Consider the following 14168-nt stretch of genomic DNA (forward strand, 5'->3'; position numbering starts at 1 on the left):
AGAACATTAGAATAAATCTAAAGTCGATTTAAGGTCACACACCAAAAGTATATAACCCCAAAATGCTGCTTACTCGATTAGTAATTAGCGCTTGCGCCGCCCCATAAGCGATGATCAAGTGCCGACATCAAACCGCGATCAATGTTAAAGCCATATTCGCGATCTTTAGCGACTAATACGGGGCCGTCTAAATCTACGTATTTTGCTTTTGAGGCCAATAAATACGCCGGAGCCATAGCGAGCGAACTGCCCACCATACAACCAACCATAATATCTAAACCAAGTGCTTGTGCTTCTTGCGCTAACGCGACAGCTTCAGTTAAGCCACCTGTTTTATCTAGTTTGATATTGACCGCCTGATAACGAGCAGCTAAATAATCGAGATCTTTACGTGTATGGCAAGACTCATCGGCACATAACGCAACAGGCAGTTTAACGTTGATAAGTTCAACATCTTCACCTGTTGGCAAAGGCTGTTCTATAAGCACTACATTGCAATCAGCGAGCACTTTAGCGTTATCAACGAGCTGAGACATGCTCCAACCCTCATTAGCGTCAACAATAAACTGGCTGTTTGGCGACGCTTTGTATATTGCCTGCATTTTCTCCGCAATATCTTGATTATCCAACTTCACTTTTATCAGCGGTGGATGTTCAAGTGCTGCGGCAGCTTTTGCCATTGCCTCGGGAGTATCAATACTTAAAGTTTGCGCTGTAATGCATGAAGCAGGTTCGGTTAACGCCAAGAGTTGCGCAACCGATTTACCAGCTAGCTTGGCTTTTAAGTCCCAAAATGCACAATCAATGGCATTTTTTGCCGAGCCAGGCGACATAGCAGCTAAAATCAAGTCAATATCGACACCGCTTGCCAGACGATTTTGCACATAATCGAGTTGATTCGCGACACTCTCGATCGTTTCTTGGTAGCGGTTATAAGGCACAGACTCTGCGCGCCCTACTTTGCCATCTTGGATTAAGCTAACTTCAACAACTTTCGCTTCGGTTTTAGCACCTCTAGCAATGCGAAATACTTGTGCTAGCGGAAAATCAGTTTGTCGATATTCAAGTGATATTGCAGCAGTCATCATTAAAATTCCTGCGTTAAGCGCTCAACAATTGCATCACAACCATCGCGAACAGGGTCAACACACGGTAATGAAAGCTCATCACTGATTTGCTGACAAATAGCTCGCCCTTCTTCAACACTAACACTCGACGTGTTAACGGCAATACCAGCAACTTTAACGTTCGGATTAGTTAATTTTGCAGCTTGTAAATTAAGCGCAATGGTTTCTTGTAAACTTGGGAATGCTGTATGTGGCAAACCGCGCATATGATGGCGATTTAACGCATGACAAATCACCAAGGCGTCAGGTTGAGAGCCGTGTAATAACCCCATGCTCACGCCAGCAAACGCTGGATGTGAAAGCGAACCTTGGCCTTCAATGATATCCCAGTGTTGTTCATTATTGTCTGGTGACAACGACTCTGTAGCACCTGAGATGAAGTCAGAAATTACGCAATCAATTGCCACACCTTGGCCTGCGATAAGAATGCCGCACTGCCCTGTTGCGCGGAAGTCAACGTCCATGTTTTGATCTTTCATTGCCTTTTCAAGGCTTAGCGAGGTGTACATTTTACCCACTGAACAGTCAGTACCAATGGTTAACAAACGCTTACCTTTACGCGGAACTGCCGTGCCCGTTTTAAACTCACCATCTGGGTGGCGAATATCGAGTAGCTTAACCTTGTTTGCCGCCGCAGCTTGCGCTAGTTCTGGTACGTCGCTCATTTTTTCATGTAAACCACTAACGACATCCATACCAGCAGCAAGTGCTTCTAGAATATATGGATGCCATTTAGGATCTAAAACGCCACCACTATTGGCAAAGCCTAACACGAATGTTTTAGCACCTTTGGCAACGCCTTCGGCGATAGTAAGTTGCGGCAAGCCTGTAGTAACGGTACAACCTTCAACTTGCATTTCGCCAATACAAAGCTCAGGGCGAAAGTCGGCTACACCACGTGCCATTTTAATTGATAAGGCATCGGTCGCATCGCCAATAAAAAGTAAGTAAGGGCCGACAATTTGCATAACACATCCTTTAGCTGAGTATTAAATTTTCAAAGACTTAGATTCAGCTTAGAGGGTGACTTCAAATTTGAAAAATAGCGTGTGTTGTCATGACCATAACTTGAGGCTATACGCGAAAATCCCTCCCTTTGAATGATTTCTTGAACAATTTACAAGGTCGCAAAACTGTAAATGAAGCATACAACAAATACGCTTAACCGATTGTTATAAAAGTAAACAAATATTGCATACAAGCTAGTTGCAACACATAGATTAAACAGCAGTTGATGGAAGTTTCGGTGAATGAAAGTATGGCTGAAACTATGATTGAAACTGTGGAAAGAAGAAATAAAGCAACAAGGCGAATTTACGGTACAAACGCCTCGTTGCCGATATGAGGTAAGCGCAAAAGTCTAAATACTTTGGATCTGTTTATTTAAAAACTCCATAAAGTCATCCGCCGCCACGGAAAGTCGCCTGTTTTCTAAATGCAACATACTGACATTAAACGACAAGCGCGGCTCAAAAGATGCGTAAGCCACATCATCCATGGCGTTGCCGTAGGCTGTGTATTTATCTACAACACACACGCCAGCACCATTGGCAACCATGCGCGCAGCAATAAAGTATGTTTGCACTTTGATGGTGGATTGCAGCTTGATGTTTTCTTTCATCATTCGCGTCCAGAGCTGATCACCCAGCGGACCACTGTCGCTAATATCAATAAATGGTAAGTCTTTTAAATCAGTTAAGTTTAGCGATGTTGGCTCTGACGGAAACAGTGATTTGGGGTACATGACAACAAGCTCGGATTGATCACATACCGTTTCAACAACACCGGCCATCGCCGTTGGCGAAAATACCACAGCTATGTCACATTTGTGCTCGTAAAGTGACTGCATCACTTCATCGTTGTGAACTGTCTGCACTTGAAAATTCACTTTTGGGTGTGCTTGCTGGAAATTAGCTATCGCGACTGGTAACACGTCAAACCCTAAGGCTGGCGTTACTGCGATACTAATATTGCCATATTCTGACTTTTTAATGTTTTCAGCGGTATTGTTGATTGAACGCATCTGCTGATAAATTTTATCTGCTTCATCAAACAACATTTCCGCTTCATTGGTTGGAATTAATCGGCCTTTAACACGTTCAAATAACTGAAAGCCAAGCTGCATTTCAGCGTGCGCTAAAACCTTACTCACCGAAGGCTGAGAAACGTGCAATATTTTCGCGGCGTTTGTGATAGAACCAGTTGAATAAATGGCATGAAACACCTCAATATGTCTAAGTCTCATTTATTCTCCTCCACGAGTTGTGTTTTTCATCTTAGTTATTCTTGTTTTCTTGTTGTCTTTTACTTTGTATTTTTTGGGTGACTTTGCCTGAATGGCCAAAGTTTACACACTAGGCCGCAAACCCAATAACACATAAGGTCCAAAGCAGTGCTGCCGTAGCTGCAGCAAAGCTTGCAGGTACAATTTGCGATTTCACATGGTCCATTAAGTCACAGCCAGTGGTCATCGCGCTTAATATCGTGGTATCTGAAATTGGCGAACATTGGTCGCCGTAAATACTGCCGTTTAGCACGGTGGCGAAACAAATCATCATATATATTTCTGGGTTTGCCAGCATTTGGTGCTCGCCAATAGCCCACGCAAGCGGCATCGCCAGTGGAAACGCGATAGCATACGTTCCCCAACTTGTGCCCGTTGAAAAAGCGATCACCATGGTCATTAATTGTAAGGTAATAGGTAATGCCCAATAAGGAAGTTGCTCGCCTAACAATGAAACAAGATATAAACCACCACCAATTTCTTTGCTGATAAAGCCAATGATCACCGCCATCATTAAAATAACAGAGGCAAATACGACACTTTTTAAGCCCAGATTCAGCCCATCCATCACATTTTTAAGACTCATGCCTTTGGCAAGGGCAATACCTACCGCTAACATTAATGCCGCGCCAAATGCCCAATTCACTTTTGGCGAGCCCAGCAAGATAAAAGTGAAAACCGCAATACCAATTAACGTGATCAGCGGGAAAATAAATTCAAAATGGTGAGAGTGATAACCTTCCGGCACTACCCTGCTTTGCAATTCCTTCGCACTTAACGGCTGAGCATTAGGCGCATCTAATTGCCCTGTGGTATTCGCTCTGTGGTGCGCTTCGCGAATTCTTCGACCAGAAAAAGTCGTGATGTTTAAGCTTAATAACAAAGTGCCGATAACGGCTAAAATACCATAGAAACTAAAAGGAATACTGCTGAAAAAGAAATCGAGACGATCAGCTTCTGTTGCTAAAAACGCAACCCCAGGTACAAAAATAAGCGCCTGTACATAAGCTGGCCACGCATTGAATGCTAGTACAGCAGCAATGGGTGAAGCGGTTGAGTCAACGATATAACTCATTTCCTCATGGCTAACTTTTGCTCTATCCGCTAGCGGCCTAACTGTTGTACCGACTAAAACAGTGCTCATCGTGCCCCCTTGGAAGAACAAGACACCTAAGCACCAAGAGACTAATTTAGCTGATCGTTGCCCGCGCACGAACCTGCGTGTCATCATATCGGCAAAGGCTTGCGCAGCGCCAGTTTTCGCCCACACACCAAGTAAACCGCCCAGTAACCACAAATAAAGCAGTAATAGCGCAGCACTGCCTTCTTTGGCAAGCTGCGGAATTATCACGCTGTCAGTTATATCGTATTCACCAAGCATTAGCGCGCCAGTAACAATACCAGTAAACAACGCACTTAACGGCTCTTTAGTAATTAAACAAAGTGAAACAGTAATCAGCGCGGGCAACAACGACCAAACGCCAAAATGAAATGCTGGCTTAAGTTGTTTAATCGTCCCTTGTTCATCAATCACCCATTGCTGACTTAATGCCGGCTCGTTAACATTGTTGAGTGTTGCCTGATTAAGCGCTGACTCTTGATAGGGAACAACATCTTCAATAATGACTTCTTTACCGCGATAGATATAGGCATTATCACCATCATTGGTTTGGTAAACTTCATATACGAGCGACTGTTCGAGCCAAGTTTTAGGAACATACTGGCTGACATAAACCGCAGAAAATAAACCAAATATAACCACCAATAGCGCTAATTTGTTATAATTTTTCACATGCATTCTCGCTGATTTTAGCCGCAATGATGCATCTGCAATGCACCTGCGTTTTAGATGTTATTTTAACGGTAGCAATTATTTTCCCTGACGTGATGTAGCGAAACAAAGCCAACCTATAACTTTAGGTTATAGGTTAATGTTCAACAGTCAATTGTTAATTCAGCTAATTTTGACCAAGGTTAGAGTTAAGTGCAGTTAGCTAATGTACTTGCCTGCTTCAGTTGTAAAGAGCCGCAGCAAAAGAGCCTTAGCCAAAAAGCTTTAGCAACCGAAACAGTAACATTAGTTATTAGCAAGAATTCGTTACAACCTTAGCTAGCAATCATGATTAATTATCAGGTTTGCTATGCTAAAAATTCATATTCGTTAGCCGATAATCGTATGACGGCTAACTAAATATTAAACAAATCAATTAATAAAGAAGCCAATTGCCATGTACAAATTTGTGACTTCAACAGTACTATCATTATTCGCAGCAAGCAGTTTCGCTTGCCAATCTGACAACATTCAGTTGCTTAACAACTTTTCAAATGCAACGTCTGCATCATTAATGCAGAATTGTGAAATCGACGAAAGCAACAACCAAATTAACGTCAAACTACTGCCTGAAAACAAACCGATTAATAATAGCCCTTGGTACGCTTTTCAACTTGTCAGCAAAGAGCCAAGAGCGGTAACACTGACCTTAACCGTTAACGATGGTGATCATCGTTACCTACCAAAAATCAGTAGAGATGGCAAAAACTGGCAACAAGTCGACTACAAAATTGTTGAAGACAAAATGCACGTTGAGCTAGCCATTGATACAAAAACTACGTGGATTGCCGGACAAGAGCTGATCACCAATAAAGACTACATTGACTGGGGTAAGAAGCTAAGCGAGTTTGAATTTATTGATCACAATGTGATTGGTAGCTCAGTAAACGGTAAACCAATTTACCAAGTCATCACCAATCAACCGAACGTAAAACAATGGTTAGTTGTGCTTGGTCGCCAACACCCACCTGAAGTAACTGGCGCCATTGCACTATTCCCGTTTGTCGACACGCTGTTAGGTAATAGCGAATTAGCACGCTATTTTCGTCAAAACTACAATATCGTTGTTGTGCCAAACATGAACCCAGATGGTGTAGAACTTGGTTACTGGCGTCATAACGCTAACGGTGTTGATTTAAACCGTGACTGGAATAAATTCAAGCAACCAGAAGTTATTGCAGTTGATAAGTTGCTAACCGACTTAGTAGCGAAAGGTCATAAAATTTCAATGGCGGTTGATTTCCACTCAACCCACAAAGACATTTTTTACACCATGCCAAATGACTATGGCGTACAACAACGCTACTTAGTTAATAACTGGTTGAACAAACTTGATAAACAGTATCCAGAGTTTAACGTTATCCAAAAGCCAGGTAACAACCCACAAATGGGTGTATTTAAACAGTATGTTGCTGACAAGTTCGATGTTCACGCTATCACTTACGAGATGGGCGATAACACCGATCGTAAATTTATTCACAAACTGGCCAAAGATGCAGCAAACACCTTAATGCAAACGATGCTTAAGGATAACGACCAGCTACGTTAATTGATGCTGAATGAAATGAAGCTATAGTGATTACTGCAATGGTAATTATTAAAGCTATAGCACAATTAACTTATCTCAGCGGCGTCAGATGAAAAAATCTCGTTTGATGCCGCACAACACCTACGAATCAAACATCAGCGAAAACGATATACTACAACGATAAGCTACAAAAAATGGCAAAACGTAACTTCAAAAAGCTAACCAGTGCTATGGCATTAGCACTAGCGGCAATCACATCAGGCTGTTCGAACCAAGTATCACCGAAAGTCGATACCCTAATTATTAATGGCGAGGTTTACTTAGGTGATGGCAGCGGCGCGCAATCACTTGATATTGGTATCTGTCAGCAAGTTATCTGTGCTTTATCGCCAAGTGGTCGTCAGCAATATCAGGCAGCACGCATAATTGACGCGAATGGTCATGTTGTTAGCCCTGGTTTTATTGACCCTCATACACATACGCTCGCCGAACTCGAAAGCCAAGACAAAAACGCCAATGTCAACTACCTAATGCAAGGGGTAACGACTGTCGTTAATGGCAATGATGGTGGCAGCCCAATTGATATTGCTAAAACAGCAAAAGCATTGGAGGCAAACGGTATAGGCACGAATGTCGCTTTTTTCATAGGCCACAATAGTGTTCGCACTGCCGTTATGGGTCGCGAAAATCGTTATTCTTCAGACCAAGAAATTGCGCAAATGGTCGGCATTGTCGACAAAGCAATGCAAGATGGCGCTCTTGGCTTGTCGTCAGGTTTATATTACGTTCCTGGCAGCTATGCAAAAACCGAAGAAGTGATTGCTTTAGCTAAAGCAGCCTCTGCCTATGGCGGCATTTATGACACTCACTTAAGAGATGAAAGCACCTTTAACATTGGCTTTGCGAATGCGGTTGATGAAGCTATTAATATCGCCAAAGCTGCCGATATTCACTTGCACATTGCCCATATCAAAGCCTTGGGCGTAGATGTTTGGGGCGAAAGTACCCCCGTTATCAAGCAAATTGAACAGGCTCAGCAGCAAGGTGTCAGCATTAGTGCAGACCAATACCCTTGGCTAGCGTCAGGTACAAATATTCGCAGTGCAATTATGCCTAAGTGGGCGTTAGCGGGTAATCAAATTGCCTTCTTTCATCGCTTAAAAGATAAAGAGTTATTACCGCGTATTCGCAAAGAAATTGCCGAAAATATTCGTCGTCGTGGTGGTGCCAATGCCCTACTTATCACAGAGTTTCACAGTAGACCTAATTTAGTAGGTAAAACGCTCGAAGAAATTGCTACCGAAAAAGGTAAAACACCTGTTGACACCGCCATTGATTTGGTGCAACTTGGCCGCATTCGAGTAGCATCATTTAACATGTCGCCAAACGATTTGAATAAATTTGTAGTTCAACCATGGGTTGTTACCTCTTCTGATGGCACCAATGGTCACCCGAGAAAATATGGTAGTTTTCCTAAAAAGTATCAAGATATGGTGATTGATAAAAAACTGTTATCGATTGAAGACTTTATTATCAAAAGCGCAAGTCAAACCGCAGACATTTTAGGACTACAAGATCGTGGTAAGTTAAAAAAAGGCTTAACGGCAGATATTATTGTCTGGGACGCGAATACGTTCAAAAGCAATGCAACTTTCCAAAAATGGAATGTTTTAGCCTCTGGCGTTGATACGGTATTAGTCAATGGGCAAGTTGTCGTGGAAAATGGTGAATACAACCAAAAACTAGCAGGTCAATACGTTAGAAAATCGGCAAATTGATATACGTGTTGTTATGCATTATTGGGCTTTAGGCTGACGCATTAGCAAGACTTAGTGAACGAAATAAAAAAAGGCAGGCTATCGTATTTGATAACCTGCCTTTTTATTGGGAGTCTAAATATAAATTCACGTAGCCAGTAAATGTCTTATTCAGCGAGCAATTTCAGCGTGCATTGCTTTAAATAGCTTAAAATTCTAGCGACTAGTTATAGCCCAACACATATTCCTGTGCTTGTCCGCCAAGAAACTGTACTTGATACTTGCGTGTTAAATCTTGTTTAACGACTTTAGACTTAGCAGACACTACCTTAGGTAGTTGCTGTAAAGTTTCATTAATTTGATTAACAATAGTTTCTACACCAGTGTTGTTGGTTGACGGTTGTTGTTGAGCCATGATATTTCCTGCCGTATGCGCTTAGTTCAAGTGTAATATGCAATAAATCTGCAACATTTAAAATGCACATAAATTAGCCAAACCATAACGTAAAGTTATGGCTACAAATTTAATTACACTGATTTACGCTAAAGATTGACAACCCGTTATCCAAATAGATTTATAGTACTCAGCTAAATAACGAACTTACCCTGCAATTGTGTTAAAGTACGGCAATATATAAAAAGCCGATGCCCAACCGCGAATTCTTTCGCTAAATCAAAACACTACGGCTAATAACTAAACAAAAACGATATTAACTATATGAATAACCAGCCGACCATTCGTATATTGAGTTATCAACCTAAGTATTTCAACTCTATAATTTTAAAAGCTTTAAAAAAAAATATGTCTAATACTGAATATCACGACGCCCCTAAGTGTTCTACTAAGATTCCATCCGAACTGATTGAAGAATTGAAAAACATTCCAAATAATCAATATGAAGAGCTTAAAAAAAAATGGAAATATCCAAGCCTTCCTTTGCTCAACTAATAAAAGTTTTAAATGGCGAAATCAAAAGTTTAGACCCTTTTATTTTATTAGATATTAGACTTTTTGCGCTTAGGTTCTATTCAAAAGAAAAATTTGACCAACTTTCTATTAATTCTCATGTTGATTCATCAGTTGATCTTTATGAATTCTCTCCATTTAAAAACGGTCAAAACTTGATAAAACACGGAATCTCTTTTAAGCAAACATTAAAGTGCGAAGATTTTGGCTGTTTAGCTGTTGATTATCATGACCCCAAGCAAGACGAAAAACGCAGTATTATTTTTTCAGTATATAGTTCTAAACATCATAACTCTATTTTGCCTCTTGGCGTGGATTTTCACGAATCAGATCCCAAAATATGTATGACAATTGCAACAAATAGGCTTAACAAAATTAGATTCATATCATCACGATTATTTAAAATAGACGATTGTAGAAAACATTTGAAATCAACCTTTCGCGATATCCATGCAGAGAATAAAGATGCTCGGGAAAAATTTATTAATAGTTGTAATTCCATTTTAGATAAAGCAATAGAAATTACCCGTCAAGATGACGGCTCATCTACTTGAGATTCTATTAATGACTCCCATAGTTTATAAGCCCTCTAACTGCCCCTATAACTTTTACAAAGGATAAATATATTACGGTTAAAAATGTTACATTAACTAACGTTTTAATCCATATACTATTGCATTATATGAATAGAAAAGAGCAAAACAAACCTAAAAGTTACACCGAGCAACAGCCGACCATTCTTTGGCACGACTACGAAACATGGGGCGTTAGCCCAAAATATGACAAACCTTCGCAATTTGCGGCAATACGCACCGATTTAGACCTTAACATTATCGGTGAACCAGAAGTATTCTATTGCCAGCCACCTGCTGATTATTTACCAAACCCAGAAGCTGCTTTAGTCACCGGAATTACGCCGCAAAAAGCGATGTCTGAGGGGCTACCTGAAGCGGAATTCGCTGATCGCATTCACGCCCTATTCTCAGCACCTAATACTTGTGTGGCTGGCTATAACAATATTCGTTTTGATGACGAAGTTACCCGCTATCTGCTCTATCGTAATTTTTACGACCCATACGCTCGTGAGTGGCAAAACGGTAATAGCCGCTGGGATATCATTGATATGGTTCGCGCTTGTTATGCATTGCGTCCAGAGGGTATTGAATGGCCCAAAGTCACAGACGGAGAAACAGGTGAAGAACGCATCAGCTTTCGTTTAGAACTATTAACCGCCGCTAATGGTATCAGTCATGAAGCAGCGCATGATGCAATGAGCGATGTATACGCCACAATTGCCATGGCCAAACTTATTAAAGAAAAACAGCCTAAGCTCTACCACTTTTTGTTTGGTCTGCGTAATAAAAAACAAGTGGCCGAGCTGATTGATGTGTATAACATGACCCCAGTTGTACACACCTCAAGCAAGATTTCATCACAGCACGGTTGCACCAGCTGGTTTGCCCCATTAGCTTACCACCCAACCAATAAAAATGCGGTTATTGCAATAGATTTAGCGCGTGATCCACAGCCACTATTTGACTTAAGTGCTCAGCAGATCAAAGAAAGACTGTATACACGCTATAGTGATTTAGCTGAGGACGAACTGCCGATCCCGCTTAAACTGATTCATATCAACAAATGTCCTGTGATAGCGCCAGCGAAAACACTCTTGCCGGAAAATGCAGCTCGATTAGCCATACCACGCGAGAAGTGCTTAGCGAACCTAGCCAAGCTAAAAGAGCACCGCGAGATAATAGATAAGCTTAATGATGTTTTTGCGCCCGACTATGATGAAAGTGAACAAATAGATGCGGAACACGCGTTATATGGCGGTGCTTTTTTCTCTGAAGCCGATAAAGCGCAGATGGCAGTTTTACATGGCCTCACACCTGAGCAATTGGCTCAGCATCAATTTGAATTTCAAGATGAGCGTTTGCCCGTTATGCTGTTTCGCTATCGCGCGAGAAACTACCCATACACCTTATCTGCCGAAGAAAAGCAAAAATGGCAGCAATACTGCCAAGACAAAATTCAATTTGGTGGTAAAGGCATACTCAGTGCCGATGAATTTATGATCCGGTTAGAAAACTTAGTACATGAGCACGAAGACAACGCTGGAAAGATGTCAGTTTTAAAAGCACTTTATCAATATTTACAGCAGTAAGTTTGGCAATTGAAAGCGAGATTCAAGCTTTCAATTACCACTAAAGTGATAGCTGAGTGTTCTAGGATTTCACTCAGCTATTTTTACGCTACCTAAGCTATTATTCTACTTGCTTAATTTTACCTTTTTCAGCAAGTAGACTTTCAATAGTATGCCTTTTTACGGCGTTAAAACATCGTTACTTTTTATAACGCGATATCAAACTCGATGTATCCCAACGATTACCGCCACCCGTTTGAATTTCTTGATAAAAACCATCAACCATTTCGGTCATTGGCAATTGTGTGCCATTTTTCTTTGCTTCAGCAAAAGCGATGGATAAATCTTTACGCATCCAATCAACCGCAAAGCCAAAATCGTATTCACCCGCAAACATCGTTTTATAGCGATTTTCCATTTGCCATGAACCTGCGGCTCCTTTTGAAATTGTCTCAACCAGCAAGTCTGGATCTAAGCCAGCATTTTCAGCAAAAGTAAAGGCTTCAGCAAGCCCCTGAACAACACCAGCGATACAAATTTGATTAACCATTTTCGCCAGTTGACCACTTCCTACTTCACCCATTAATTGCGTGAACCGCGAGTATGCAGCCATAACAGGCTTCGCTGTTTGATAAGTTGCCTGATCGCCCCCTAACATCACAGTCAACACACCATTGTCTGCGCCAGCTTGACCACCTGAGACAGGTGCATCCAAAAAGCCTACATTTTGGGTTTTTGCATGCTGTGCTAATTCTCGCGCTAGCTCTGCGGATGCGGTTGTATGATCAACTAGAATTGAGCCCGCTGGCATGCCAGCCAAAGCACCATCATCACCTAAACAAACTGAGCGAACATCATCATCGTTTCCAACACACGTAAACACAATGTCACAGCCAGTTGCTGTTTGTTTAGGCGTCGTAAAGCATGCTCCGCCAAATTCCTCAACCCACTGCTCAGCTTTTGAATGGGTGCGGTTGTATACATTTACTTGATGGCCTGCTTTTGCTAAGTGGCCAGCCATCGGATACCCCATAACCCCTAAGCCAATAAATGCTACATTTGCCATGCTCTCTCCTAACTAAAAATCATCAAACGAATAGCAAACGTAATTATCGATAATTACGTTTGCTTTGTCAGTGTTATATCAACCAGTATATTACTGAAAATTAAGCTGTATTAGTATCAATCTATTCAATAAATACGGGTGAACTCAAAGGGTGCAACTCACCACAAATAAATTTATTTTTATAACAATATAAAGTGAACTTTATCTTTTATATTACGTAAGCTTATATTGCGTGCAACTTAATTATGCACAACAATATTAACAAGTTACTACTTTCAAAAAGGAAATAATATGTCGTCTTCTGTATATGACTACAACGCCCAAGACTATCGTGGTGAAAACGTATCGCTTAAAGAATACGAAGGTAAGGTTCTACTGATTGTAAACACGGCAAGTGCTTGTGGATTCACGCCACAGTATGAAGGTTTACAAGCACTTTACGAAAAATATAAAGATCAGGGTCTAGAAATTCTGGCATTCCCTTGTAATCAATTTAAAGAGCAAGAAAAAGGCAGTAACGAAGAGATAAAATCATTCTGCGATTTACACTTTAATATTCAGTTTCCTTTGTTTGCCAAAATTGATGTTAATGGCGACAACGCCCACCCACTTTACAAGCACTTAAAACAAGCAGCTCCCGGTATTTTAGGTAGCCAAGGTATCAAGTGGAATTTCACTAAATTCTTAGTTGGCCGCGATGGCAAAGTCATTCAGCGTTATTCAACAATGACTAAGCCTAAAGCGATAGAGCCAGCGATTAAGGCCTTACTGTAGCTAATACCAATTTCAATAAAAACTTGATCATTCTGGCTGGTTAAAACGCTCATCAACTGCGTTGTTATTTTTGAAATTAGAACAACTAATTACCCAAAATTAACGCCTTGCCTACATGGATGTAGGTACTTAGGGTTTACTGGGAGCATAAAACCTGTGTTTATGAACCTTTTTCCTACGCCATAATTGACCAACTCATTAATTCAATTGGTATAAAAAACGAAAAAAGTAATGAGTGACAACTTAAAACTAGAAAAACAGCTTTGCTTTCGGCTGTACAGCTTAAATAAAACCATTACTAAGCTGTACAACCCATTGCTTAAGGCATTGGGGCTTACCTATCCACAATATTTAGTTATGTTGGTAATGTGGCAAGCCAAGCAAAGTGTGCCTATTAAAACCCTTTGTCAGCAACTAGAACTAGACACGGGAACTTTGTCGCCCTTGTTAAAGCGAATGGAACAAGCCAACCTGCTTGTTAGAACGCGAAGTGAACAAGATGAGCGCTCCGTGCACATTAACCTCACCAAGCAAGGGAGGCAGTTAAAACAACAAGCAGCGCAAATACCAGAAACTATGTTTTCACTAACTGGCTTATCGATAGAAGAAGTGGTGAATTTGCAGCAAACGCTCGACAAGGTGTTAAACAACACAAAAGCACAGCTAGGTTAATACTTGCAATAAATGCGTA

The 14168-nt window shown here is 41.0% G+C and carries 12 protein-coding genes; 6 read left to right on the plus strand and 6 right to left on the minus strand.

Annotated elements, in window-relative coordinates; genetic code table 11:
* Window positions 1–77 precede the first annotated feature (77 nt).
* The 4 genes from dgcA to DXX94_RS02400 all read right to left on the minus strand — a co-directional run bounded on the left by dgcA (window position 78) and on the right by DXX94_RS02400 (window position 5203).
* Window positions 78–1088 (minus strand): N-acetyl-D-Glu racemase DgcA, encoded by a 1011-nt coding sequence (dgcA, locus tag DXX94_RS02385; RefSeq protein WP_258872078.1) that lies wholly within the window; start codon window positions 1086–1088, stop codon window positions 78–80.
* The gene (dgcN, locus tag DXX94_RS02390) at window positions 1088–2095 is read right to left on the minus strand and encodes an N-acetyltransferase DgcN (protein WP_116013630.1); all 1008 of its coding nucleotides are present in this window, start codon (window positions 2093–2095) and stop codon (window positions 1088–1090) included. The genes dgcA and dgcN overlap by 1 nt, the downstream gene beginning before the upstream one ends.
* A gap of 392 nt (window positions 2096–2487) precedes the next feature.
* Window positions 2488–3372, minus strand: coding sequence for a LysR family transcriptional regulator (locus tag DXX94_RS02395; protein ID WP_116013632.1), 885 nt, complete (start codon window positions 3370–3372; stop codon window positions 2488–2490).
* A gap of 109 nt (window positions 3373–3481) precedes the next feature.
* A complete protein-coding gene (locus DXX94_RS02400; protein WP_258872079.1) occupies window positions 3482–5203 on the minus strand; it encodes a Na+/H+ antiporter NhaC family protein in 1722 nt (573 codons plus the stop codon).
* 436 nt (window positions 5204–5639) lie between these two features.
* Between DXX94_RS02400 and DXX94_RS02405 the strand changes: the two genes are divergently transcribed.
* Together DXX94_RS02405 and DXX94_RS02410 are read left to right on the plus strand one after the other, a co-directional pair.
* Complete coding sequence (locus DXX94_RS02405) at window positions 5640–6791, plus strand: M14 family metallopeptidase (protein ID WP_116013635.1); 1152 nt, start codon at window positions 5640–5642, stop codon at window positions 6789–6791.
* Between the two features lie 173 nt (window positions 6792–6964).
* On the plus strand, window positions 6965–8548 hold the full coding sequence (locus DXX94_RS02410; RefSeq protein WP_116013637.1) for an N-acyl-D-amino-acid deacylase family protein: 1584 nt from the start codon (window positions 6965–6967) through the stop codon (window positions 8546–8548).
* 202 nt (window positions 8549–8750) lie between these two features.
* Here the strand turns inward: DXX94_RS02410 and DXX94_RS02415 are convergent, their stop codons facing one another.
* Complete coding sequence (locus DXX94_RS02415) at window positions 8751–8942, minus strand: hypothetical protein (RefSeq protein ID WP_116000386.1); 192 nt, start codon at window positions 8940–8942, stop codon at window positions 8751–8753.
* A gap of 500 nt (window positions 8943–9442) precedes the next feature.
* Here DXX94_RS02415 and DXX94_RS02420 point away from each other — a divergent pair, with 500 nt between their 5' ends.
* Both DXX94_RS02420 and sbcB read left to right on the plus strand, forming a co-directional pair.
* Window positions 9443–10048 (plus strand): hypothetical protein, encoded by a 606-nt coding sequence (locus DXX94_RS02420; protein WP_116013639.1) that lies wholly within the window; start codon window positions 9443–9445, stop codon window positions 10046–10048.
* 128 nt (window positions 10049–10176) lie between these two features.
* Window positions 10177–11658: an exodeoxyribonuclease I gene (sbcB, locus tag DXX94_RS02425; RefSeq protein ID WP_116013640.1), complete on the plus strand. Its 1482-nt coding sequence runs from the start codon at window positions 10177–10179 to the stop codon at window positions 11656–11658.
* Window positions 11659–11836: 178 nt separating this feature from the next.
* Here sbcB and DXX94_RS02430 read toward each other — a convergent pair whose 3' ends face one another.
* Window positions 11837–12703: an NAD(P)-dependent oxidoreductase gene (locus tag DXX94_RS02430; RefSeq protein WP_116013642.1), complete on the minus strand. Its 867-nt coding sequence runs from the start codon at window positions 12701–12703 to the stop codon at window positions 11837–11839.
* 291 nt (window positions 12704–12994) lie between these two features.
* Between DXX94_RS02430 and DXX94_RS02435 the strand changes: the two genes are divergently transcribed.
* Together DXX94_RS02435 and DXX94_RS02440 are read left to right on the plus strand one after the other, a co-directional pair.
* On the plus strand, window positions 12995–13477 hold the full coding sequence (locus DXX94_RS02435; protein ID WP_116013644.1) for a glutathione peroxidase: 483 nt from the start codon (window positions 12995–12997) through the stop codon (window positions 13475–13477).
* A 231-nt stretch (window positions 13478–13708) separates the two neighbouring features.
* A complete protein-coding gene (locus tag DXX94_RS02440; protein ID WP_116013645.1) occupies window positions 13709–14149 on the plus strand; it encodes a MarR family winged helix-turn-helix transcriptional regulator in 441 nt (146 codons plus the stop codon).
* Window positions 14150–14168 lie beyond the last annotated feature (19 nt).

The organism is Thalassotalea euphylliae (assembly GCF_003390375.1).
Lineage (GTDB): Bacteria > Pseudomonadota > Gammaproteobacteria > Enterobacterales > Alteromonadaceae > Thalassotalea_F > Thalassotalea_F euphylliae_A.